The organism is Bradyrhizobium sp. SZCCT0231 (assembly GCF_018130245.1).
Lineage (GTDB): Bacteria > Pseudomonadota > Alphaproteobacteria > Rhizobiales > Xanthobacteraceae > Bradyrhizobium > Bradyrhizobium japonicum_F.
The window spans coordinates 257,418-281,294 of the sequence record NZ_JAFCKP010000006.1; the positions used below are offsets into that span (position 1 = coordinate 257,418).

Annotated in this window: 16 protein-coding genes; 10 read left to right on the forward strand and 6 right to left on the reverse strand. The window is 63.5% G+C overall.

Going from position 1 to position 23,877, the window contains the following annotated elements:
* The gene (locus tag JQ566_RS17910; protein ID WP_212374004.1) at positions 1-1,050 is read right to left on the reverse strand and encodes an aromatic ring-hydroxylating dioxygenase subunit alpha; all 1,050 of its coding nucleotides are present in this window, start codon (positions 1,048-1,050) and stop codon (positions 1-3) included.
* A gap of 327 nt (positions 1,051-1,377) precedes the next feature.
* On the reverse strand, positions 1,378-3,024 hold the full coding sequence (gene pgm, locus JQ566_RS17915; protein WP_212374005.1) for a phosphoglucomutase (alpha-D-glucose-1,6-bisphosphate-dependent): 1,647 nt from the start codon (positions 3,022-3,024) through the stop codon (positions 1,378-1,380).
* A gap of 249 nt (positions 3,025-3,273) precedes the next feature.
* Between pgm and JQ566_RS17920 the strand changes: the two genes are divergently transcribed.
* Entirely contained in the window at positions 3,274-4,074 is an 801-nt protein-coding gene (locus JQ566_RS17920; RefSeq protein ID WP_212374008.1) for a transglycosylase SLT domain-containing protein, read from the forward strand.
* 56 nt (positions 4,075-4,130) lie between these two features.
* Here JQ566_RS17920 and JQ566_RS17925 read toward each other — a convergent pair whose 3' ends face one another.
* The gene (locus tag JQ566_RS17925) at positions 4,131-4,946 is read right to left on the reverse strand and encodes a response regulator (protein WP_212374010.1); all 816 of its coding nucleotides are present in this window, start codon (positions 4,944-4,946) and stop codon (positions 4,131-4,133) included.
* A gap of 287 nt (positions 4,947-5,233) precedes the next feature.
* On the opposite strand from JQ566_RS17925, the gene JQ566_RS17930 reads away from it, so the two are divergent.
* Together JQ566_RS17930 and JQ566_RS17935 are read left to right on the forward strand one after the other, a co-directional pair.
* Positions 5,234-6,391, forward strand: coding sequence for an acyltransferase family protein (locus tag JQ566_RS17930; protein WP_212374012.1), 1,158 nt, complete (start codon positions 5,234-5,236; stop codon positions 6,389-6,391).
* Between the two features lie 86 nt (positions 6,392-6,477).
* Positions 6,478-7,326, forward strand: coding sequence for an MBL fold metallo-hydrolase (locus JQ566_RS17935; RefSeq protein ID WP_212374014.1), 849 nt, complete (start codon positions 6,478-6,480; stop codon positions 7,324-7,326).
* A 55-nt stretch (positions 7,327-7,381) separates the two neighbouring features.
* Here JQ566_RS17935 and JQ566_RS17940 read toward each other — a convergent pair whose 3' ends face one another.
* Complete coding sequence (locus JQ566_RS17940; protein WP_212374016.1) at positions 7,382-8,269, reverse strand: aldose 1-epimerase family protein; 888 nt, start codon at positions 8,267-8,269, stop codon at positions 7,382-7,384.
* Between the two features lie 181 nt (positions 8,270-8,450).
* On the opposite strand from JQ566_RS17940, the gene JQ566_RS17945 reads away from it, so the two are divergent.
* From JQ566_RS17945 to JQ566_RS17975, 7 genes are all read left to right on the forward strand, one after another.
* A complete protein-coding gene (locus JQ566_RS17945; protein WP_212374127.1) occupies positions 8,451-9,554 on the forward strand; it encodes a glycosyltransferase family 4 protein in 1,104 nt (367 codons plus the stop codon).
* A 259-nt stretch (positions 9,555-9,813) separates the two neighbouring features.
* Entirely contained in the window at positions 9,814-10,953 is a 1,140-nt protein-coding gene (locus JQ566_RS17950) for a glycosyltransferase (protein WP_212374019.1), read from the forward strand.
* A 109-nt stretch (positions 10,954-11,062) separates the two neighbouring features.
* On the forward strand, positions 11,063-12,397 hold the full coding sequence (locus JQ566_RS17955; protein ID WP_212374021.1) for a hypothetical protein: 1,335 nt from the start codon (positions 11,063-11,065) through the stop codon (positions 12,395-12,397).
* A gap of 29 nt (positions 12,398-12,426) precedes the next feature.
* Positions 12,427-13,701, forward strand: a complete 1,275-nt coding sequence (locus JQ566_RS17960) for a glycosyltransferase family 4 protein (protein WP_212374023.1) — start codon at positions 12,427-12,429, stop codon at positions 13,699-13,701.
* On the forward strand, positions 13,698-15,089 hold the full coding sequence (locus tag JQ566_RS17965) for a hypothetical protein (protein ID WP_212374026.1): 1,392 nt from the start codon (positions 13,698-13,700) through the stop codon (positions 15,087-15,089). Before JQ566_RS17960 ends, JQ566_RS17965 begins: the two co-directional genes overlap by 4 nt.
* A 502-nt stretch (positions 15,090-15,591) precedes the next feature.
* On the forward strand, positions 15,592-19,500 hold the full coding sequence (locus JQ566_RS17970; protein WP_212374028.1) for an RHS repeat protein: 3,909 nt from the start codon (positions 15,592-15,594) through the stop codon (positions 19,498-19,500).
* 231 nt (positions 19,501-19,731) lie between these two features.
* Positions 19,732-20,859, forward strand: a complete 1,128-nt coding sequence (locus JQ566_RS17975; RefSeq protein WP_212374030.1) for an acyltransferase family protein — start codon at positions 19,732-19,734, stop codon at positions 20,857-20,859.
* Between the two features lie 25 nt (positions 20,860-20,884).
* Here JQ566_RS17975 and JQ566_RS17980 read toward each other — a convergent pair whose 3' ends face one another.
* Both JQ566_RS17980 and JQ566_RS17985 read right to left on the reverse strand, forming a co-directional pair.
* Complete coding sequence (locus JQ566_RS17980; RefSeq protein ID WP_249139529.1) at positions 20,885-22,246, reverse strand: polysaccharide pyruvyl transferase family protein; 1,362 nt, start codon at positions 22,244-22,246, stop codon at positions 20,885-20,887.
* A gap of 19 nt (positions 22,247-22,265) precedes the next feature.
* Positions 22,266-23,723, reverse strand: coding sequence for a lipopolysaccharide biosynthesis protein (locus JQ566_RS17985; protein WP_212374033.1), 1,458 nt, complete (start codon positions 23,721-23,723; stop codon positions 22,266-22,268).
* Positions 23,724-23,877: the final 154 nt, after the last annotated feature.

The following is a 23,877-nucleotide window of genomic DNA, read 5'->3' on the forward strand; positions in this document are numbered from 1 at the left end:
CTACTCCGCTGCCTGAAGGTGCTGCGGCGCGTTTTCCTTCGCCACCATCTTGTCGATCAGCTTGCGCGACCACATCGCGCCGGCGTCGATGTTGAGATTGTAGAAGATGCGATCGGGGTTCTCGTCCATGGCGCGCTGCTGCGCTTCGAGGATCAGCTCGTCCTCGCGGAAGATGCCGGAGACGCCCTCACGGATCTCGGTGGTGATGCGCTGCTCGCCCAGGCGGTAGTTGCGCACGAAGGCCCAGAAATAGTGGCAGGTCTTCTCGGTCTCCGGCGTGATGGTGTTGAGCACGAAGCCGTTGACGCCCTGCGAGCGGTCGCCTTCCGGCGCACCGGTGCCGCTAGGCGCCACACCGACGTCGATGGCGATGGTGCACGGCGCCTCGAAGCGGATGATCTGCCAGCGATCGACGAGGCCGGGCTTGCCGAGCTGCTTGGCCCAGAACGGCGGCGGCTCGATGCCGCGCATCCAGCGCGTCACCGTGACCGTCTTCTCGCCATGGGTGACGTCGAACGGCGCTTCGGCCACCGCGTCGTTACCGATGGAGGAGCCGTGCACGAAGGTCTCGTGGGTGAGGTCCATGAGATTGTCGAGCACGAGGCGGTAGTCGCAATTGACGTGGATGGTCTTGCCATCGCCGGCCCAGGCGGGATCGTGATTCCAGTGCATGTCCGGCACCAGCGCGGGATCGGCCAGCGCAGGATCGCCCATCCAGAGCCAGATGTAGCGGTGACGCTCGACCACGGGATAGGCGCGCACGCAGGCCGACGGGTTGATGGTCTCCTGCGAGGGCATGAAGGTGCAGCGCCCTTGCGCGTTGTATTTCAGTCCGTGATAGCCGCAGACGACGGTGTCGCCTTCGAGCCGCCCCTTGGACAGCGGCACCAGGCGGTGCCAGCAGGCATCCTCCAGCGCGGCCACCGAGCCGTCGGCCTTGCGATACATCACGACATGCTTGCCGCAGATCGTCCGCGGCAACAGCGCCGGCTTCACCTCGGCGTCCCAGGCCGCGGCGTACCAGGCGTTCATGGGGAAGGGTTTTGTCATTGGTCTCACTCCCACGGCTTATGTATGCGTTATGTATACAATAACGGAGGGATGGAAACGTTCAAGCTCAAATTTTGCTTACTTTGATACCTTTTACACAGCCTATGTATACATATAGACCGACTGATTGCTGTCCGCGAAGGCGCGAATGACCGCACGCGGCGTCTTCTTACCCTCCCCTGGAGGGGGAGGGTCGATCGCGCGCAGCGCGAGCGGGGTGGGGTGACGGTCTCTCCGCATCGAACAGCGCCCGTGGGGAGAGATCACCCCACCCCGGCGCTTCGCGCCGACCCTCCCCCTCCAGGGGAGGGTAAGAAAGCGGGTGCCTTACGCCGCAAACACCTTCGCCAGCCCGGCCTTGGCTTCTTCTTGAATCCGTTTCAGGTGCTCGGTGCTGCGGAAGCTTTCGGCGTAGACCTTGTAGACGTCCTCGGTGCCGGACGGCCTTGCGGCGAACCAGCCGAAATCGGTTTCGACCTTGATGCCGCCGAACGGCTGGCCGTTGCCGGGCGCCTTGCTCAGCGTAGCGCGAACCGGATCGCCGGCGAGTTCCTTGAGGCCGAGCTGCTCGGGCGTCACCGACTTCAGGATGTTCTTCTGCGGCCCGGTCGCGGCAACGTCGATGCGGGCGTAATGCGGCATGCCGAACTCGGCGGTGAGACCGCCAAAGAGCTGGCTGGGATCGCGGCCGGTCTTGGCCATGATCTCGGCGGCGAGCAGGCCGAGGATGATGCCGTCCTTGTCGGTGGTCCACACCGTGCCGTCGCGGCGCAGGAACGAGGCCCCTGCACTCTCCTCGCCGCCGAAGCCGAAGCCGCCGGTCAGGAGGCCGTCGACGAACCATTTGAAGCCGACCGGCGTCTCGACCAGCTTGCGGCCGAGCTTCCTGGCGACGCGATTGATGATCGAGCTCGACACCACGGTCTTGCCGATCGCGGCATCCTTGCCCCAGTTCGGACGGTGCGCGAACAGATAGGCGATCGCGGTCGCCAGATAATGGTTCGGGTTCATCAACCCGCCGGTGCGCGTGACGATGCCGTGACGGTCGGCATCGGTGTCGTTGGCAAAGGCGACGTCGAAGCGGTCGCGCATGCCGATCAGGCTCGCCATCGCGTAAGGCGAGGAGCAGTCCATGCGGATCTTGCCGTCCCAGTCGACCGTCATGAAGCGGAAGGTCGGGTCGATCGCCTCGTTCACGACGGTGGCCTTGAGACCGTAGCGCTCGATGATCGGATGCCAGTAATGCACGGCGGCGCCGCCGAGCGGATCGATGCCGATCTTGATGCCGGAGGATTTGACGAGGTCGAGATCGACGACATTGCCGAGATCGGCGACGTAAGGCGTGATGAAGTCATAGGCATGCACATTCGCGGCCTTGCGCGCCTTGGCATAGTCGATGCGCCTCACGCCGTTGAGGCCGTCGGCGAGATAGGCGTTGGCGCGCTTCTCGACCACGCCGGTCACGTCAGTATCGGCGGGACCGCCATGCGGCGGATTGTATTTGTAGCCGCCGTCCTCGGGGGGATTGTGCGAGGGCGTGATGACGACGCCGTCGGCAAGCCCGCTGGTGCGGCCCTTGTTGTAGGTGAGGATCGCATGCGAGATGACGGGCGTCGGCGTGTAGCCGCCGTCCTTGTCGATCATGATCTCGACGCCGTTGGCGGCGAACACTTCGACGGCGCTGACCAGCGCCGGCTCGGCCAGCGCGTGGGTGTCGATGCCGATGAAGAGCGGACCCGTCAGTCCCTTTTCTCTTCTGTAGTCGCAAATGGCCTGCGTGGTCGCGAGGATGTGGCCTTCGTTGAACGTGTTCTTGAACGAGGTGCCGCGATGGCCCGACGTGCCGAACGCCACGCGCTGCGCCGGATCGGACGCACCCGGCTTGCCCGCGAAATAGGCCGTCACCAGCCGCGGAATATTGGTGAGCGCGTCCGGCGAAGCCTGCTTGCCCGCCGCGGGATGAACATCAGCCACTGAAATATCCTCGTCCTGTCGTGAGTGCGGGACACCATAGCATCGACCGGGCCCCCGCCAAGGCACAACACGCGCGCTGGGGACGGCGTTCCGTGGGTGGCGAAGGTGGTGTCACCTGCACGCTCTATGCGGTCGATCAGCAGCTGGCGGAGCCTTCGCAAGCAAGATCCACCGATCAGAGCGCCCGCGCGCGACAGTGACCTTGCGCCGGAGGCCGGTTTGTTAACTCCGGAGCCCTATGACGAACCCATGCTGTGGGATAGGGCACGCTTCAATCTCGGCGCGACGTGGAGACATGCGGCGGTCGTCCTGCTTTTGTCGGCCCCGATCGGCGCACATGCCGGCGACGGCGATATCGACGGGCCGCGCACGACCTCGGCGATCGCCGGCGCAAGGACGGAGCTCGGCGCCGGCGAAACGCCGTCATCCCGAGCCGTGATCCGGAAGATCATCGAGAGAGAAACCGCAAACACCGATTTGCCGGCAGATATCGCCGAGGCGGTCGTCTTCGTCGAAAGCGGCTATAACCCGGCGGTCATCGGCAGCGTCGGCGAAATCGGCCTGATGCAGGTGCGGCCTGAGACGGCGGCGATGCTGGGCTTCCGCGGAAGCAATGCGGAACTGGCCGAGCCTGATATCAACATCCATTACGGGGTGCTTTATCTCAGCCGGGCCTGGCGCCTGGCCGGCGGCGACCTCTGCCGCGCCCTGATGAAGTACCGTGCAGGTCATGGCGAAGAGGAGATGACCGCGCGCTCGCAGGTCTATTGTAACAGGGCCCGCAACCGTCTCGCCGCCATGAACGCCTCGCCGGTCGGGACCGAAGCTGCGGCTGCTCCGGATCCGGCGCCCCCGGTCGCGGCTGTGGCTGCAGCTCCGGCCAGACCGGCGAGCCGCCCGAAGATGCCGGTGCAGCCCAAAGCGGTCTATGCCCGCTATCGTCAAGGCACCGCCGCCGCCAGCCGCGCCTATTGGGCCGCACACGAGGCTAGGGTCAGCCAGATCAAGGCGCGCATCGAAGCCAGATGGAAGCGCGTCGCATCGCGTTGACGGCGATGTCCTATTGTTTGAGCACGATCTTGTCGGAAAACCGCCGCACACATGCTCTACAGTCGCTCGCTGAGCGCGAGCTTGTAGCCGACCCCGGTGACGGTCGCGATCACGGGCGTGCCGCTGCCGACGAGCTTGCGGCGCAGCCGCGCCACCAGCGCATCGACCGTGCGGATGTCGACTTCGGCCTGGCGGTTGCTGACGACCTCGATCAGATAGTCGCGGCTGAGCGGCCTGCCGTCGGCACCGACGAGCGCCGCAAGCAGGTCGAATTCGGCGCGTGTCAGCGCCACCGGCTTGCCGTCGCTGCCGAGCAATTCGCGCCGGGTCAGGTCGATGATCCAGTCGCCGAACGCGATCGAATTGTGGTTGCGCGCCGCCTTGCGGTCGATCGAGCGCCGCCGCAGCACGCTGCGCGCACGCGCGAGCAGGTCGCGCAAGTTGATCGGCTTGGTGACGTAATGGTCGCCGGCGACCTCGAGACCGAGGATGCGATCGACGTCGGTGTCGCGCCGCGTCACGAAGATGATGCCCGCGTTGCTCGCGGCCTGGATCTCCTTGGCGAGCTCGAAGCCGTCGCCGTCGGGCAGCTGCACGTCGAGGAAGACGAGATCGGTGCGCGCGCGCAGCGCCTGACGGCATTCCGCGCAGGAGCCGGCGCCGACCACGTCGAAATTGTTCTCGCTGAAATAGCCGACCAGCATGGTCCGCGTCACCGGATCGTCCTCGACGACGATCAGCCGCTCGCGGCCGGCCGGACGCAAGTCCTGTCGTGCGGAAGCAACCACGGTCCTGGGTGTCCCGTGTGCGTGCGACCCGGCCTGCATATTCAAGTCGCCGCGCAACGCGCTGTCATGTGAACGGATATTCACAGCCTGTTCGAGCCCCCGAAATTGCCGCGATACTAGGCGCGTTGTGATGTGCAAACAATATTGGTCATGATCTCGCAGCATTAAGTATGAACTGGCGCACAATTCTCATTCCGCGCATCCTTGCACGGACGGCCGCACAAGCGGCCTCGCACCAACCCAAAGCCGCCGATCCCGCACATCCGGCTTTGGATTGAGCCGCGGTTAACGTAAAGAAGGGCTTCGGCTTCGGAAGACCCCCTCGCGCCTCTATTGTCCCGCCTGCAAATGCGAACCACGGAGCAGGCGTGATGCAGGGACAGGCCCGATCGGCCGCCGGTCGAACCGAGCAAGGCACGGTGCCTTTCGGCCGTTCGCACACGCTCGACGTCCTGCGCGGCCTCGCCATCGCCGGCGTGATGGCGATTCACGTGTCGCAGTCATTTCCGTCCAACATCCGTGCCGTCGATTTTGCCTTCATGTGCGGCTGGACCGGCGTCAACGTGTTCTATTTCGTCAGTGCCATGACGATGTGCCTGATGTGGACGCAGCGTGTCGAAACCAGCCCGACGCGCAAATTCTACATCCGCCGCTTCCTGCGCATCGCGCCGCTGTTCTGGCTCGCGATCCCGGCCTACCTCGTCATCAACGGTACCGGACCGGGCGACAACGCGCCCAACGGCATCGGGGCCCTTCAAGTGATCCTGACCGCGACGTTCCTGCACGGCTTCTGGCCGGACAGCGTCAACAGCGTGGTGCCCGGCGACTGGTCGATCGCGGCCGAGATGACCTTCTATCTCGTCTTCCCGCTTCTGATCACCGCGTTCGGCTCGCGCCGTCATCTCTATCTCGCGCTGGCGATCGTGCTGCATCTCGTCAATGTCTGCCTGTTCAAGCCGTGGGCCTTCGCGCTGTTCTCGGCCTATTACGGCCCCGGCCACGAGGCCTTCGTCTGGACCACGCTGCACATCAGCTTCCTGAACCAGCTTCCGGTCTTCCTGGTCGGATGCGCGCTGTTCTTCGCACTGCGCGACGGCTTCGCCAGGTCCGACGCCGCCATCGTCGCAGTCTTCATCGCGCTGTCCTTCGCTGCCGACCGCGCGACCGGCTCGCATGAGTTCAACTATCTGATGATCAATTTCGTGCTCGGCGCGCTGGTTGCCGGTTGCATCAAGCTTGCGATCCGCTTCCAGCCGCTCGAGGCGCTCGGCCGCAACTCCTATTCGATGTACCTGTCGCACTTCGCGGTGATCTATGGCCTGCGCCAGCTCTGGCCGCTCGCGGATGGACTGGTCTCGCTGCTCATCGCCTATGTCGTCAGCGCCGCGTTGAGCTATCTCGTCGCACGCGCAACATGGCATCTGGTGGAACGGCGCGCCCAGGATCTGGCGCACCGCCTGACGTCTCAGGAATCGCGCCAGTCAACCCTCCGGCCGACCATCGCCGCCACAGTGGCCGGTCTGCACTGAACGCCCGGTGCCCAACGGCGTGACGCGGCTTGCCTCGCTGCCGCCTTCGAATCTAGTGTGAATATCTTCACGCTGGAGGTGGCGTCATGGAGGTCATACTGCTCGGCACCGGCGGTCCGCGCCCGGACCCGCGCCGCATGGCGACGACCACGCTGATCAGGCTCGGCGACGAGAATATCCTGTTCGACGCAGGCCGCGGCGTCGTGCTGCAGCTCAGCAAGGCCGGCGTGCCGCTCGGCGCCATCAACACGGTCTTTCTCACCCATCATCACTTCGACCACATCGGTGACCTCTACGATGTGATGCTGAATTCATGGATGCACGGGCGCAAGGACGCGCTGCGCGTCTATGGACCGCCGGATACCGAGCGGCTCGTCAGCACGCTGATCACGCAGGTCTACGACAAGGACATCGCGTGGCGGGACAAGGGCGAGCCCAGCTTCGGCGGCTGGAAGCCTGTCGCCGCTACGGACATCGTGCCGGGTCCCGTTCTCGACACCGGGCGCTGGAAGATCAGCGCCGAGCTGGTCTCGCATGGCGATGGCCTCGACATGCCGCCGGCCTTCCTCGCGCGCTGGATGTGTCTCGGCTACCGCTTCGAAGCGGAGGGCAAGGTCATTGCAATTTCCGGCGACACCGTCCCCTGCCCCGGGCTCGAGCGGCTGGCATTGGGAGCCGACCTGCTTGTCCAATGCTGCTTCCTGGCGACGCCGGAGATCAACAACGAGCATTTGCGCCGGCTTGCGAAATACACGATCGCCTGTGGCGACACCGTCGGCAAGATCGCGGCCAAGGCGGGCGTCAGGAAGCTCGCGCTGACCCATCACCGGCCGCGCACCGACGATGCCATGTTGAACGCGCTGCTGGCGGATGTCAGGCAGGACTATGCGGGGCCGGTCGTGCTCGGCGAGGACCTCATGCGCATCGAGGTCTGAGCATCATCGAGGCACGCGCGCCGCAATTGATCACGCGTGCGGAAGCTGTCCGGCGTCAGGACGATCCGATCTCAATCCGGTAGGATAATTCTTCCTCAGCGCCCGGCGCGATTTGCATCAGCCCCGGCTTGTCGGTGAACTCGCCTTGGAAGCCGGCGGGACTGGCATAGCCGCGCCAGGGCTCGATGCAGAGGAACGGCGCACCTGACGGCTTCGACCAGACGCCGAGCTCGCGAAAGCCGCGCCATGACATTTTCAACCAGGGCCCCGTCGATGCACCCTGCCCCGCGGCATAGCGGACCGAAGTGCTCTCGATCCGGTCGAAGATGATGGCGTCGTCGGTGAACAGGGATTCGGATAATGAGAGCGCGGCACCTTTGACCGGGCTCGGCTCCACTGCCGGGCGCAGCAGTCCACCATCGAGACGGCGGACCGGGGACGACTCTGCGCGCGCGAAAGTCAGCGCATAGCTCTCCTTTGCCGCGCCGGGCTGCAGCGGCCAATTGAAGGCGGGATGGCCGCCGATCGACGCCGGCAACGTCTCCTTGCAGGTGTTGGCGATCGTGAGCGTCAGATCGAGGCCGGTGTCATCGATCGCATAGCCAGCCGTGAGCCGGAACGCGAACGGATAGAGCGCGCGCGTCGCCTCATTGTCATCGAGCACCAGGGTGCAGCGGCTCTCGCCGCGTTCTGCCCACACAAAGCGGCTGTCGCGGGCAAAGCCGTGCTGGGTCAGCCGATACGTCTTGCCCTGGTGCCGCAATTCGTCGTCGGCAAGGCGCCCGACGATCGGGAACAGCAGCGGCGCGTGGCGCGGCCATTCCGGACCCGCCTGCCAAAGGAATTCGATGCCGCCGTCCTTCAGCGAGCACAGCTCGGCGCCGTGCGCCTTGACGGTCGCGGTGAGGGAGCCGCTGCGAATGGAGTGGGTGTCATCGGTCATTGCCGACCTCTACACTGCGGACTCACACGCAGCAAGGCGGCGCCGGCCATGCATGCGGCGCCTCGGAGCCATGCCGAGTTGCGTCATATTTCTGTACCTAACGATTGCTCACTTGCGGTTCCTCCACCGCGAGCTCCCCGCAAACCCGGCCGGGACTCCGCTGAACCATCGTGGTAGTCAATTGAAACTCTTCATCAACGGCCGCTTTCTGTCGCAAAAGCTCACGGGCGTTCAGCGCTATGCCGCCGAAATGGTCAAGGCCATCGACGTGCTGCTGGCGTCCGAGCAGACTCCGGCCTCGCTGCGCAATGCAGATTGGCAGTTGCTGACGCCCGCGGATGCAAGCGAAAAGCTTGATCTCGATCGGATCAAGATCCGCACTGTCGGCCGGTTGCATGGGCATGCCTGGGATCAAATCGATCTCGCGCGCGCCGCTGCCGGAGGCCGCCTGATCAGCCTGGCCAATTCCGGTCCCGTCTTCCATCGCGACCACATTGTCGTCATCCACGACGCCCAGGTCTTTCGCCGGCCCGACTTCTTCAACTGGCGCTATCTGGCAGTTCACCGAACGATGGGCCGGCTGCTCGCCCGGCACGCAAGCATCGCAACCGTATCGGCTTTTTCGCGCGGAGAGCTCGCCGAGGTGTTGAATCTATCGGCAACGGCGATCCCGGTCTTCCCCAACAGCGCAGAGCACTTCGCCAAGACGAAACCAGATCTCGGCATCATTGCCCGGCTCGGGGTTCAGCCGCAGAAATTCTTCCTCTATGTGGGCTCGAGGACCAAGAACAAGAATCTTTCCGTCGCGATCCGTGCCATGCAGCTGCTCGACCGGGCCGACGTTCCCCTGGTCATCGTGGGCGGCGACAACAGCAAGGTGTTTCAGGACAATTCGGGCGAAGGGGCTGCGGGGCTGCTGCTCGCCGGCCGCCTGACCGACAGCGAGATCGCGGCGCTGTACGCGCACGCATCGGCATTCGTGTTTCCCTCGCTTTACGAGGGATTCGGCGTGCCGCCGCTCGAAGCCATGATCTTCGGTTGCCCGGTCATCGCCTCGACGGCCGATGCCGTCGTGGAGACCTGCGGTGACGCGGCTGCGTATTTTCGCGCCACTGATGCCGAAGCGTTGAAGCAGCTCATGCTCGAAAGACTGGCACTCGGCGCGATCTCGGACCAGGAACGCATGCGGCAACGGGATCGCGTGACATTCTATTCGTGGAAGAAATCGGCGAAGGCCCTGCTCGATCACCTCGCCGGCCCAGCGAACGTCGCCAGCGCTGCTTGAAATTCGACGCAGCTCGCCTGCTGCGCGCAATGGTTTTTGCACAAGGGATTTGCAACTCGCAGCTCCTTTGCTTAGTTCCATGACACTTTTTCTTTTCGTTGCTGCGGGTGATCGCAAGCACCAAAGACCTTGGCGCAACATCACCACATCGCCGCCCCAATATCGCTACGTATTCGAGGAACTGTGCCGCCATCAGTGACGCTCAAAACAGGGATCCACGATGTCCGGCTCTCCGACGCAGCCTTATGCGAGGCCAACGATGAAAGTGCTGCACGTCGCCGAGACGATCCGTGGCGGGATTGCGAGCTATCTGAACGAGTTGCATCCGCAGCAGCAGGCGAGCTTCGGCGCCGAGAACGTGCACTATGTCGTGCCGTCGGATCATCGTCGCGATCTCGGCGCGATCGATGACAACCAGATTACGACGTTCGATCGATCCGGCCGCAGCGTCTCCGGGCTGTTCCAGATGTTGCGCGCAAGCATGCAAGCGCTGGATGCCTTCAGACCGGACGTGGTGCACCTGCATTCCTCGTTTGCAGGCCTCGTGCTTCGGCCCGCGCTGGCGGCCCGCTCGGGCGGACCGCGCGTCGTCTATTGTCCGCACGGCTGGGCGTTTTCGCGCGAGACCGGCCGCCTCAGTCATGTGATGACAAAGGCGGCGGAGAATCTTCTCGCGCGCACATCGGACCGAATCATCTGCATCTCCGGCGACGAGTTCAATGAAGCGGTCCGCGCGGGAATTCCTGCCGACCGCCTCACCATCGTCCACAATGGCATCTCGAAGAGCCGCACGCCGCAGCCCGTTGCGGCGGACTGGACTTCCAAGAAGGTCAAGGTGCTGTTCATCGGACGCCTGGACCGGCAGAAGGGCTTTGATCTCCTGATCGAAGCGGCACGCTCGCTCGAGGATGTCCTCGACGTCCGCATGGTCGGCGCCTCCGTCGTCAACAAGTATGAAGGCCCGACGGTCCCGTCCAACGTGTCCCTGCTGGGCTGGCTGGACCGCCCGGCCATCGAGACCCAGCTCGAGGCCGCCGACCTCGTCGTGATTCCGTCGCGATGGGAAGCCTTCGGTCTCGTTGCCCTGGAGGCGATGCGCGCGGCCAAGCCCATCCTGGCGTTCCGCAGCGGCGCATTGCCCGAGCTCGTCGTCGACGGCGTCACCGGCGTGCTTTGCGATCCCGTCGCCGTTCAGCCGCTCGTCGACGGTTTCCGGCGAGCGCTCGATCTCGATCTCAAGGTGCTTGGGCAACGCGGCTACGACCGCTTCAAGCAGCTGTATGACGTCGAGAAGACGCATGGACAATTGCAGCAGGTCTATATCGAGCTCCTACAGGACGACCGGACACCCGTCGAAACGAAGGCGGGGCTGCAGTCGGATCTCTCCAAGAATTTCTGATGATCAACATGCACGCTTGCCCTCGCAGATGCAGGAAGGCGCGACGGCGATGCCCTGAGCCGGGCTTGATATCACCGCCAGTGCATCGCGCGTGAGCATGATCTAGACCATGACACGCCCACGCACCTTGGTTCGCGACAGTGTCCTCCGCCTCGCGGGCCTCATCTCGTCCATTCTTCTGTCGGTCCCGGCCTGCGCTCAGCACGCTCAACCGCTCGACACTCGATTCCTGCTCGGGGTCGGCACCCATCAGGGGCTGGGCGGGCCGGTGAGCGCGCGGGGATACGTGCCTGCAGAGAACATCGCCCAGATCAAGCAACTCGGCCTCAACGCCTTCCGCGACGATTTCCCCTGGTCCGATTTCGAGGTGGGAGGACGCCGGATGGGCTTCACGCCCAGGCTCGGCAGGCTCGAGGCGCAAGTCAAATCCGGCGTCGCACGTCCCCTCCTGATCCTCGCCTTCGGCCATCATCTCGTTCCGAATTCCTCGCCGCCGACGACCGATGAGGCGCGGCAGCGGTTCGCCGACTATGCCGCTGCGGCGGCGCAATCCGTCGTGGCGCAGCATCCCCTCTTCGAGCTCTGGAACGAGTGGAACCTGGCGGCGAAAAAGGATGCCGCCTTCTCACCGGAGAACTATCTGGCGCTTGCCGAGGCCACACGACCGGCGGTCAAGCGGGTTGCCCCGAATGCGCCTTTCCTGGTCGGAGCGCTCGGCGACGATCCGGGCTGGACATGGACGGAGAAGATGCTGCGGACCGGCATTCTGCAATATGCCGACGGCGCTTCGATCCATCTCTACAATTTCTGCATGGGCCCGAGCAAGCGCACCTCGGCCGAAATCATCGAGCGGCTCACGGCGTTTCACCGGCTCGTCGGCCAGGCGAGCGGAAATCCCGACTTCCCGATCTATGTGACCGAGACCGGCTGGACCACGGCCACCAACAAATGCGGCGTCAGCGAACAGGCCCAGGCCGACAATACGGCGCAGCTCATCCTGTGGGCGTCGACCGCGACGCGCTGGCTCAAGGGAATCTGGATCTACGAGCTCAAGGACAGCGGCAACAATCCATCGGAGCTGGAGCACAATTTCGGCCTCTATCGCTTCGACAATTCGCCAAAGCCCGTCGCCTGTGCGGCCCAGGGCGCCTGGGCTTTCATTCGCTCCAGCCTGAGTGCCGAGCGACGAGAGCTCGCCAGCGGCGTCGTGTCGATCAATGCATCAACGACGTCCGGCGGCAGAGTTGCGGTCTGGTCCGAGGCTCCGGATCGACGTTACGAAATCCGGCTCAAAGGCGATGAGCACGGCGCAACCTATGCACTGCCGTGCGATGCGGCCGCAAGACCGGCATCCGGGGCCTGGATTCCGGTTTCGAGCACGCCGGTTCTTATTGCAGCCACCAACGGTGCCATTCCCGCCCTGGAGATACGTCCGGCGCGGTAGGCGCGATTTTGCAGAGATGAGGTTATGCGATGAAAGTTCTTTTGACGTCCACGCTTTATCCGACGCCTCTGGCACCCAAGATCGTCGGCGGTGCAGAGATCTTCGCGCGACGTTTCGCCGAAGGCCTGGCGCAGCGTGGCGATGAGGTGGAGGTGATCCGCGCCGCATCGTCCCCTGGGCAGGAGCGCGAAACCTGCAGCGGCATCGACATCTATTCCGCGCCGGTGCGAAACGTCTATCTGCCCTTCACGGAGCAGAAGAACGCCGCCTTACGCAGCATCTGGCACGCGGTCGACGACTGGCAAATGCAGGCGCCCCTGATCGCGGAGCGAATCCAGGCCTTCAAGCCGGACGTCCTGCACTCCAACAATTTATCGGGTCTCACCACCGCGATCTGGCGCGTTGCCGCCCAGCTCGGCGTGCCGGTGCTCCATACGCTTCACGATTATTATCTGACCTGTCCACGCTGCTCCCGCTTCGACAAGGGACGCTCCTGCGAGCACACCTGCACGAGCTGCGGAATTTTGAGCTTTCATCGCAAGCGGGCCACGCATTGGCTCAGCGCCGTGGTCGGCGTGAGCGAGCGTGTGCTGTCCATTCATACCGACATGGGCATGTTCGCGGAGACGCCGATCCGCACCGTGATCCGCAACGCGTCGACCGAGCCGCCGCGCGCGCCCTATCCTCGTCCGATCTGCACCACGGAAGTGACGTTCGGGTTCATTGGCCGCCTCACGGAGGAGAAGGGCATCGACAACCTCATGCGGGCCCTTGCCCTGCTGCCCCGCGATCGCATCCGGATGATGATCGCCGGCCGTGTCAGCGAGGAAGAGCAACGCCGCCTGAGGGAGCTTGCGCCGCATGCGCGAATAGAGTTCATGGGCTTCGTGGTGCCGGACGATTTCTACAAGCAGGTCGACGTGGTGATCGCGCCGTCGATCTGGCACGACCCCGGTCCACTGGTCGTCGCAGATGCCAAGGCGGCCGGCAGGCCGCTGCTCGGAACGCGCTTTGGCGGCATGCCCGAGGTCATCGAGCATGGCGTGACGGGCTGGCTGACCGACGCCGATCCACAATCCCTGGCCAAAAGCATGCTCGCAGTCGCGTCAGATCCGCACAAGATCGACGAGATCAGCCGACGCCTGATCGCCGATACCAACAAGTGGATATTTGCCGACGTGCTGTCTTCATACAAGAACCTGTATGAGCAATTGCGCGAGCAACGGATGTCGCGCATGCGCGCAGCAATGACTGAAGCGCCGCAGGGACCGGCCGTCGGCAAGGAGCGCCTCATTCCGAGATGACACGCCTCTTCGCGATGGCGGGCTACGTCTATCAGAGTGCCGCGGCGATTATCCTGATCTTCGCGATCAGCCATCTGCTGCCCGCCGCCGCCTACACCAGTTTCTCCTTCACGCTGGCCTCGAGCCAATTACTCTGCGTCCTGATGTTCGAGTGGCTGCAGCTTGCCGGACTGCGCTTTCTGGCGGCGGCGAGGGAGAGCAAGGCGGCGCGGCTGAGGTGGTCGCTGTTCGCCGCAGGCCTGTCGAGTGCTGGCGCGCTCGTCGTGATCGGGAGCTGCGCATCCTTGGCCAGCGCGCTCCCGACAGGGATCATCGCGCTCGGCCTCGGCATATCCGTGCTCCAGGGCCTGACGGATCTCTATTTCCTGTCGGTCCGCCTGTCCGATCGGCTGGGCATCGCGTCCTTTCTTCTGGCGTTTCGCGCCACCGCTCTCCTGACCGGGGCCGCCGCGGGAGCCGCGATTTCAGGAACGGCCGAAGCGGCGCTGCTCGGCGTTAGCGGGGGCCACGCGCTGAGCCTCGTCGCCGGGCTGGTGGCCTATCGCACCCCCCTCGAGCGCGTTTCGCTGCGGACGATGCTCGCCGACTGGAAGGATTTCTCCCGCTACGGCATGCTCGCCGCAGGTGCGTCCGTCATCCATTTGTCGGTGCCGGTGCTGCTCCGTGTCATCGTCATCGGCCGGCTGGGTGCGACGGGGGCGGGCGCCGGATTTTCGATCGCGCTCGACCTGCTGCAACGCCCCTTCTGGGTCCTCAATGCGGCGATCCACACCGTGAGCTATCCCGAGGTGGTCGACGATTTCGAGCACGGGACCGGCACAAAATCAGTGCAATCGGCACGCCGCATGTTCGAGTTCATGATCTGCACGACCCTCGTGCTGCTCGGCGGGCTGGTCGGCTTCATTCCCGATGCTGCGCGAATCCTGGTGCCGCAGGAGAGCCTGGGCGGATTCCTGGAGACGGCGCCTGCGATCGCCGCCTTCTATTTCCTGCATACCCATTTGCAGGCGACGATCGCGGTTGTCCCCCACCTCGAGAAGCTGGCGACCAGGCTGGTCCTGGTCGCGGCCGGCCAGCTCGCCATCGTCGTGGCCCTCTCCCTGATCGCGGTGTCGGCCGGGCTGTCGCCGCGGGGGGCGATGAACTGTGCTTCGCTAGCCACCATTGCAACGATCCTGGTCGCGCTCGGTCCGACGCTGCGGTTCGAGGCATTCCCGCGCTGGTCCTTGGTCGTGCAGGCGCTGGTGGCCGCGATCCTGATCGGCTCGCTCGGTTCGATGCCGACCGAGCCCGCAGCATGGCTCGCCGGCAAGATCGCGATCGCTGCGCTCGCGACGGCGGTCATCGCATGGCGCGGCGACTTTCTCATGCTCGCTCGCCGCAGCTGATTCGCTGCACCGGCCAGTCTGCGGATCACCTGTCTCGGCTCCCGCAGCGTGTGCGTGCACCATCATCGGGCAAACACAACCGCTGCGGGTATATCCTGTGCTTTAACCGCCCATAGAAACGGCATCTGCAAACGCCCTGTGCAGGAATTCCGGACTGCAGATCACGGACCCCGTTGGATTGCGGAAGCGATGAGTGCCCTTAGCCGGTGTCGAGCACTGCAAGAGTGCCGCATGTTCCATTGCAAACTCGTCGTATTCGTACGGCATGCGCATACATTCAGCAGTGCAAAACGCGAAAATCTTGAAAGTGCCTTCCTCACGCCATGCTGCACCGGCATCGCATCAATATTCTGCTGCGACACGAGCAAATCGGTTCCTGCGCAAGGAACCCAGTTCGCTCGCGATTTGTAGCTTCCATTTTTATCTGAAATTCACACTCGACAGAGAAGCTTGAACGCAAATCCCTGCGAGCAATTTCGTTCGCGCTGAAATCGAGTGAGCAATGTCAGATCAAACCATCCTGTCCGCCAACGGCTTCGTCAACTCCATCGGCGTCAACACGCATGCCGGTTTCGGGTGGACCGGCTACAACAATCTCGCGGTGATGGTCGATGACCTCAAATATCTCGGCGTCACCCAACTCCGCGACGCGATGGGAACCAGCCCCGCTGCGCAACCGGTGGTCGAGGGTCTCGCCGCCGCCGGTTACAAGTTCGACTTCCTGGTCTCCTCCGCCCTGCCGCAGATGGGGACGACCGGACTTCAGAAATACATCGCCTCGCTCGAGAAGTTCGCGACGACCCACGCGGGCAGCATCAGCGCCATCGAGGGCCTCAACGAGGCCAATCACCAGCCCTTCAGCTACAATGGCAGCTCCAGCCTCTCGGCCGCGGCTCAGTTCCAGAGCGCGCTCTATCAGGCCGTCAATTCTAACGCCGCGCTCGCCAGCATCCCCGTCTACAATCTGTCATTGGCCTACAACGATCCGCAAGGTTACAGCCAGCTCGGCAACATGTCGGGCTCGGTCGACTATGCCAACGCCCACGCCTATGTCAGCACCAGCCTGACCACCGGCAGCTCCATCGCGGCAACGCTCAGCGCCGTTATGACCGCGGCACCGGGAAAGCCCGTCGTCATCACCGAGACCGGCTACACCACGCAGGCCAACACCCAATATCTCGGCGTCAACGAGACGGTGCAGGCCAAATCGATCCTGAACACGCTGGTCGATGCCTACAAGGCCGGCGTCAGCGCGACTTATCTCTACGAGCTGTTCGACCGCGACTCCTCGGCCGCCAACACCAACCCCGAGGCGAACTTCGGATTGTTCAATTCCGACGGCACGCCCAAGCTCGCCGCGACGGCGATTCATAATCTCACGACCATTCTGGCCGACGACGGCAAGGGCGGCCTGCAGCCGACTGATCCGCTGAACTACACCCTGAGCAACATGCCCGCCTCGGGCAACAGCATGGTGCTCGGCAAGAGCAACGGCGCCTACGAGCTCGTCGTCTGGGCCGAGCCGAAGCTCTGGAACGATGCGACCGATACCGAGCTGTCCAATGCGGCCCAGACCGTCACGGTGAACCTCGGCGCCGTCCATCATACGGTGAAGGTGTACGACACGCTGACGGGAACCACGGCGATCGCCAGCTACACCGACGTCAGCACCATTACCATTCCGGTCAGCGATCACCCGCTGATCATCGAGATCGACGCGCCCCCGACCACGCCGCCTCCCGTGGACACCCGGACCAGCGTCAGCGGGACGGCTGCAGAGATCGTGCCGCAATTGTCCGATCTGAGCGACTCGACGGCGCTGCAGAGCATCACGCTGACCGACTCCCACGTCCTGCCGGTCGCCTCGAAGGCGACGATGGACTACATCATCGCCCATTACGGCAGCGCGCTGTCCAAGATCCAGGGCGGATATTCGTTCTCGGTGACGAATACGGCCGCGACCTGGAGCAACACGAAGACCTATGACGCCAGCGGACACCTGCTGTCGAAGTCCGACACCGGCCTCAATTCGAGCGGGCAGCCGACCTCGACCACCGTGGCCTACACCGACGGTTCAAAGGATCTGATCAGCTACACCGCCGGCGTGCAGACGAAATTCGTTCACATCGCCACCGATGGAACCAGGACCACCGACACCTACAACACCGCCGGCATCCTTCTGAGCGAAGTCGTGCAGAAGTCCGACGGCTATTACTCCACCACGCTCTACACGAGCGGCGTAAAGACCGCCGCCTATGTCAAGAACGCCGACGGCTCGCAGGACAACTACACCTACGGCATCACGGGCAAGAGCTTCACCACGCAGGTGCAGCACCTCGATGCCTCCGGGAAGGTCACCTCGGTGACCCGCAGCCACGCCGACGGCACGCTGGACTCGACCCAGGTCTACAACAGCGACGGCAGCAGCGTGATCACCACCTACAGCGCCACCGGCGTCAAGCTGGTGCAGACCACATATCATGCCGATCACAGCAAGGACGTCTGGACCTACAACATCACGGGCCAGAACTACACCACCGAGCACGACGTCTACGACGCGACCGGCTTCCTCACCAGCCTGACGCGTCTGCACAGCGACGGCAGTCTCGCTTTCAAGCTGGTCCAGACCACCGACGGCACCAAGACGACTGATTGGTACAATGCCGCAGGCGCCCTCACCAGCGAGGTCGTGCAGACAGCCGCCGGCACCACCTCGACGACGACCTACAGCAACGGCGTGAAGACCAACGCCTACATCAAGTATGCCGACGGCAGCCAGGACAATTACGCCTATGGCATCACCGGCCAGAGCTACACCACACAGATCCAGCACGTCGATCCGTCCGGCAAGATCACGGCCGTGACCCGCGAGCATGCCGACGGCACGCTCGATTTTACGCAGGTCATCAACGCCGACGGCAGCAGCGTCATCACCAACTACGATGCCGCGGGAACGCGCATCAAGGAAGCCAACTTGCACGCCGACGGCAGCAAGGACGTCTTCCTGTTCAACATCACCGGCCAGAACTACACGACCGAGCACGACATCTACGATGCGACCGGCTTCCTCACCACGCTGATCCGCAAGCACGCCGACGGCAGCATGGCGTTCAAGCTGGTGCAGAGCAGCGATGGGACCAAGACGACGGACTGGTACGACGCCAGCGGCGTCCTGACCAGCGAGGTCGTCCAGAAGGCGAGCGGTTACAGCTCGACCACCGTGTACACCAATGGCGTGAAGACCGCGGCTTACATCACCAACGCGGACATGAGCCACGACAACTATAGCTACAACATCACCGGTCAGAGCTATACCACGCAGTACCAGCACCTCGATCCATCCGGCCAGACGACCGAGGTGATCCGCTGGCATGCCGACAACTCGCTCGACTACACCCAGGTCGTCAACAGCGACGGCAGCAGCGTCGTCACCAACTACGACGCATCAGGCGTCAAGAAGACGGAAACCGACTACCACGCCGACGGTTCGAAGGACGTGTTCCAGTTCAACGTCGTCGGCCAGAACTACACCAACGAGCACGACACCTACGATACGACCGGCTTCCTCACCAACATCGTGCGCACCCACGCCGATAACAGCCTGGCTTTCACGCTGGTGCAGAGTGCAGACGGTACCAAGACCTCGGACTGGTACGATGCCAACGGCGTCATCACCAGCGAGGTCACGACCAAGAGCGATGGTTACAACTCCACGACCGTCTACACCGGCGGCGTGAAGACCGCCGCCTACATCAAGAATGCCGATGGCACGTCGGACAACTGGAACTACAACGTCACCGGGCAGTCCTACACCACCCAGCATCAGCACCTCGACGCCTCGGGCAAGCTGGTCGAGCTCACGCGGACCCACGCCGACGGCACTCTGGACTATACCCAGGTCATCCACGACGACGGCAGCAAGCTGACCGATATCTACAACAGCGTCGGCACCAAGACCCAGGAGATCGCCAACAATGCCGACGGCACCAAGGACGTCTTCCTGTTCAACTTCAACGGACAGGCCGGCACGACCCAGCACGAGAACTACAACAGCGCCAGCGCATTGCAGTTCTTCGATCAGACCAAGACCGACGGCACCCACAACGTCACGGCCGTCGCGAGCGGCGTGACGATCCAGGGCGGGGCCGGCAACGACGTGTTCTCGGCCGCGCCAAACTCGACCACCATCGCCTACGATCATGGCCAGGACCAGATCCTCAACTTCCAGGCCGGCGACGGCACGAACCACGACGTGGTCCAGATCTCGAAGCTGTTGGCCGCGGACTACAGCCACCTGCAGATGACGCAGTCCGGCACGAACGCGCTCATCACGTTCTCGGCCAACGACTCGATCCTCCTGAAGAACGTCTATGTCAGCAGCCTGACCAGCCACGATTTCCTGTTCGTCTGAGCCGACTGGACAGAACTGCATCTCACGCGGGCCGGGACCAGCCAAGGTTCCGGCCCGTTCATTAGGCGCCTGCCTCATCGAGAGGCACAATTCGACCGACGAAGATACGCTGCTCGCGAGCAGATGGTGTTCTGCAACTTTGCGTTCGTGCTGTACGCCCAGCGATCGCAGCGAACTTGCGTCACAATTGGTCCCTAGAAGGGGCTAACGCCGCAAGGAATTCGACGCCCGATGGAAGCCAGTGAAGCAAGACGTTTTGTCGTCCTCGACTTTTATCGCTTCGTTGCCGCCCTCGGTGTCTTCATCTTCCATCTCAAGATGATCGACCCAGGCATTTCGCCGACCTGGAACGGGTCCTTTGGCCTGTTCGTGGACATGTTCTTCATCCTGTCCGGCTTCGTGATCTCCTATTCCTATCCTTCCGACGCGCGCGGCGTACGGGCGTATTCCCGGTTCATGATCCGGCGCATCGCGCGGATCTATCCGCTGCACCTGCTGAGCCTGCTCATCTTCGTGGTGCTCATCGGCGTCGGTCTGGAGCGCACGGCGCGGTCAACCTCGCTGGATTTCCTGTACAATCTCCTGCTGCTCCAGGCCTGGGGCGTCACCAATCATCTCAGCTTCAACTCGCCGTCATGGTCGATCAGCGCGGAATTCTTCTGCTATCTGATCTTTCCGCTCCTGATGCTGCTTGCACGCAAGGTCCAGCCAGTCGTGCTCGGCGCAATCGTGGCGGCGCTCTATCTGGTCCTTGCCCACGGCCATTTGCCGATCTGGCAGGAACGGTCGCAGATGTATGGTGCCAATTTCGACTACGGCATGCTCCGCGCGCTGCCAAGCTTCCTGAACGGCATCCTGCTCGCCATTCTGTTCCGGATGTCGGGTCCCTACCGGCGCAAGCCGGTCGTCTTCGCCGGCATCGGCGTGTTCGGCCTTTCCGTGCTCGTCCTCAACGTCTTCGCCAAGCCGGATCTGGCCATTCTGCTGTTCTCCTGCGCCATCCTGCTCACCGCGGTCGGCGAAAGCGCCTTCAAGGAGTTTCCGGGCGCGCGCCTGCTTGGACGGCTCGGCAACACCTCATACGCGATCTACATGCTGCACGATGCGGTCCTTATTGCCGTGTTCAAGCCGTTGTGGACCTGGCTCGAGCTGCGCCCGGATCAGTTTGGCCTGTACGCCCTGGCATGTTGTGCGGTCCTCACCATCATCGCAGATCGCACCTACGCCTATTTCGAAAATCCCGCGCGGCGCTTCATCAATCGCTGGGCTGACATTGGCGTTGCGTCATCACGCAAGGCGCAGGCGGTCGCAGCCGAACCCGCCATACGCTTCGAGAACACCGAGCGGGCGGTCAACTGACGCCTGTCGGAAGAGGTCGGAGAGTTCAGGCGACCTTGCCGCCGGCCTCCGGCACGATCCGCGGCGCGCCATCGTCCAGCAAGGGAGCGACATTGGCACGGGACAAGTCCATGACATCAGGCAGCATCTGACGGACCTGCTCGCCAGCGGCCCGGTACGCGCCGAGGAAGTGCAGCAGAAACGCCTCGAAGCTGTCCCCGACGAGGAACTGAGCCGGCGAGAGCAGCAGCTGCTCGCTGATGCCGAAATGCGCGAACAGGCCCTGGAACTTGTCCTGGTAGGTGATCGCCGCCACGGGCGTGCCCTGCCCCAGCGCCGCAATCGCCAGATGCATGCGGCCGGTGATCACGCCGTCGACCAGACCGACAACGGCCTTGATCTCGCCCGCTGATAGAACCTGTTCGACATGGTGCACGTGCTCCCCGAGCGCGGGCTGAAGTCGGGCGGCCAGCGGCCGCAGGCAATTGTCGTCGGCGATGCCGGGACGGTAGTCATGTGCGAGCAGCAACCAGCTTGCATCATGCTGCCGTGACAGACGCGCCATGGCATCCGCCGCAAGCTCTATCATCCGCTCCAGCTTGGCGGGCTCCGGCTTCTTGAACAGCATCGGATGGATGTTGAAGACGAAGACCTTGCGGCCCTGCTCGCGTTGCTGCGCGATCCTGACCGCGATCTGCTTCACGGCCGCAGTGTCGGCGCGCGGCGTCAGCATGAACGCCGCGTCGGCGACCAGACGCGCGCGTTTCCGGGCAAAGTCGTCGAAACGCTGGAGGGATATCGCATCGCGCAGATTCAGGACCACGCCCGGATCGAGCAGCCGGAACACCTCGCGCAGTGCCTTCGCGGGACGGGAGTTGAAACTGAAGCCGAGCACGCTGACCTTGGCGCCGAACGCCGCCATCAGATCGGCAACCAGCAGCATGCGCGCGGCATCCACCGGAGAATAGTAGCCGTCGAGCACGTCGGCCCCCAGGATCACGCCGAAATCCGGCCGGGTGATCGAGAGCTCCTGCGCGACCGTCTCATAGGAAAACGGCTGCTTCCAGATCTCGAGCGGCTTGAAACCCATGGCGCGCACGTCCGCGCTCGCCGCGCTGGTGGCGGTGACGATGTAGATCTCGAGATCGGGATAGACCCGCTTCATCTCGCCGGCAGCAGCTTCGATCATCGCCTCATCGCCGCGTGACTGATGAATGCTCCAGGGGTCCGACGGCAACAGGACGAGCCGGCGCGGATCGTTGCGCGGCGCCACATTGACGCCGATACCCTTCCTGGCGATCTGCCACCTGCGCAGCTCGAGGAGATCGACCGCGAAGGGCGTGTTCTTCGCGCTGTTGAGCCAGCCTCGGAGCTGCCTGCGCACGGGCACCGGGATCAATTGCTTCAAATCGTCCTCCTCGTCTTCCTCAGGCGGTCGCACCGCGCTTCACGACGAAATCGATCAGCGAGAACAGCTGCTTCCGCCAGAACAGCAGGATGCTCATCAGATAGACCGCGCCGAAACATGACGACAGCAGCCCCATCCGCAAATACGGGTTGATGTCCGGCGTCGCCGCGCGGCACAGCACGACTGCGCCGTAGGCCAGCACAATCGCGCAAAGGCAGCCTGCGATGGGACGCAGAAACTGGCTCCAGCTCAGGCCCAGCAACCGCAGCGCCAGCGCAAACGTCACGGGCGTCACCACAAGCTGTGCGAACGCGAATATCGTCGCCAGCTGACCAATGTCGCGCGACGGAAGCAGGAACATTGCGGGCACGACCGCGCAGAATTTGAGGATGTTCAGCCCAAAGACGTAATTCGGCTTACCCAGCGCGCCGAAATAGGCGCTGTTGACGAATTGCACCGTCTGGATCGCGCCAATGAGCATCAGCGGCCGCATCACCGCTTCGCTGCCGCTCCACTTCGCGCCGAACAGCAGCAGGGAAAACTCCGGCGCAATCGCCGCAAGCAGCACGAAGATGGGAGAGCCGACCAGCGCGCCGAGACTGACGCTACGCAAGTAAGCGCCGGCGATACGGTCGCGCTCGTGAGCGATCTTGGACAGCGCGCTCAACGCGACGTCCATGACCGCCTGGGTGAGCAGCTGCATCAGGATGATGTAAACCCGCGCACCGACTGTGTAGATGCCGAGGGCTGCGACGCCGTAGAGCGACAGGATGATCATGTCGATGGTGCGAACGATGGCGAAATCCAGCAGCCGGTTCAGCACGACATGGACGCTATAGCCGGAGAGCTCGCGAAAGCTTCTGGAATCGTAGCCGCGCATCGGCAGCCACCGCGGCTGGCTCCAGAGCCACAAACCGCTGACCGCGCTCTGAACGACCACCTGGATCACGAGGCTGAGCGCGCCGAATCCGGCATAGGCGCAGGCAATTCCCACGACACCGGAGACGGCCGTCGCGACCATGGTCCTGACCGCGAGCACGCGAAAATCCATCTGACGCTTGTAAAGCGCCTCCTGGAACAGGGTCGCGGTGCCGATCGGGAGGGAGAGGGACGCAGCCGTCAACAGCGGCGCGAGCCCTTTCACGTCGAGCCAATGTTCGATATCCGTCGCCAGGACAGCAATCAGAACCGCCAGGATCGTGGAAGCTGCAAACGAGCAGAAGAAGGGCAGCGTGACATCGGCAGGCTCGAGCGTGCGCCGCTGGATCAACGCATCACCGAAGCCGAATTCCGCGATCGAGCTCAAGAGCAACAGAATGAAGGCGACCAACGCCGCCAGACCGAAATCCGCGGGATCGAGCAGCCGTGCCAGCACCAGGAACAGGATGAACGACAGCGCCCGGCCGCCCCAATTCTGGGCAAGCGACCAGAACAAGGCAACCACGACCTGATGTTGTTTGCCCTGCGTGGCGTTCATCAACAATTCGACCCAATTTCGACAGATCCGACCACAATCGCAGACTAGATGACGTGGCATGCGATGCTGCCGCGACGTCACCATCTCCGATCACGGCGGAGCACTGAATGCTCGCTACATTACGACGGAGTGATGGCAATCAGATGAGTGCCGT

What these genes read in the sequence shown, in the direction of transcription:
- JQ566_RS17910 (WP_212374004.1), bottom strand. Translation starts at nt 1,050, where the DNA reads ATGACAAAACCCTTCCCCATGAACGCCTGGTACGCCGCGGCCTGGGAC.
- JQ566_RS17920 (WP_212374008.1), top strand. Translation starts at nt 3,274, where the DNA reads ATGCTGTGGGATAGGGCACGCTTCAATCTCGGCGCGACGTGGAGACAT.
- JQ566_RS17930 (WP_212374012.1), top strand. Translation starts at nt 5,234, where the DNA reads ATGCAGGGACAGGCCCGATCGGCCGCCGGTCGAACCGAGCAAGGCACG.
- JQ566_RS17935 (WP_212374014.1), top strand. Translation starts at nt 6,478, where the DNA reads ATGGAGGTCATACTGCTCGGCACCGGCGGTCCGCGCCCGGACCCGCGC.
- JQ566_RS17940 (WP_212374016.1), bottom strand. Translation starts at nt 8,269, where the DNA reads ATGACCGATGACACCCACTCCATTCGCAGCGGCTCCCTCACCGCGACC.
- JQ566_RS17950 (WP_212374019.1), top strand. Translation starts at nt 9,814, where the DNA reads ATGAAAGTGCTGCACGTCGCCGAGACGATCCGTGGCGGGATTGCGAGC.
- JQ566_RS17955 (WP_212374021.1), top strand. Translation starts at nt 11,063, where the DNA reads ATGACACGCCCACGCACCTTGGTTCGCGACAGTGTCCTCCGCCTCGCG.
- JQ566_RS17960 (WP_212374023.1), top strand. Translation starts at nt 12,427, where the DNA reads ATGAAAGTTCTTTTGACGTCCACGCTTTATCCGACGCCTCTGGCACCC.
- JQ566_RS17965 (WP_212374026.1), top strand. Translation starts at nt 13,698, where the DNA reads ATGACACGCCTCTTCGCGATGGCGGGCTACGTCTATCAGAGTGCCGCG.
- JQ566_RS17970 (WP_212374028.1), top strand. Translation starts at nt 15,592, where the DNA reads ATGTCAGATCAAACCATCCTGTCCGCCAACGGCTTCGTCAACTCCATC.
- JQ566_RS17975 (WP_212374030.1), top strand. Translation starts at nt 19,732, where the DNA reads ATGGAAGCCAGTGAAGCAAGACGTTTTGTCGTCCTCGACTTTTATCGC.
- JQ566_RS17985 (WP_212374033.1), bottom strand. Translation starts at nt 23,723, where the DNA reads ATGAACGCCACGCAGGGCAAACAACATCAGGTCGTGGTTGCCTTGTTC.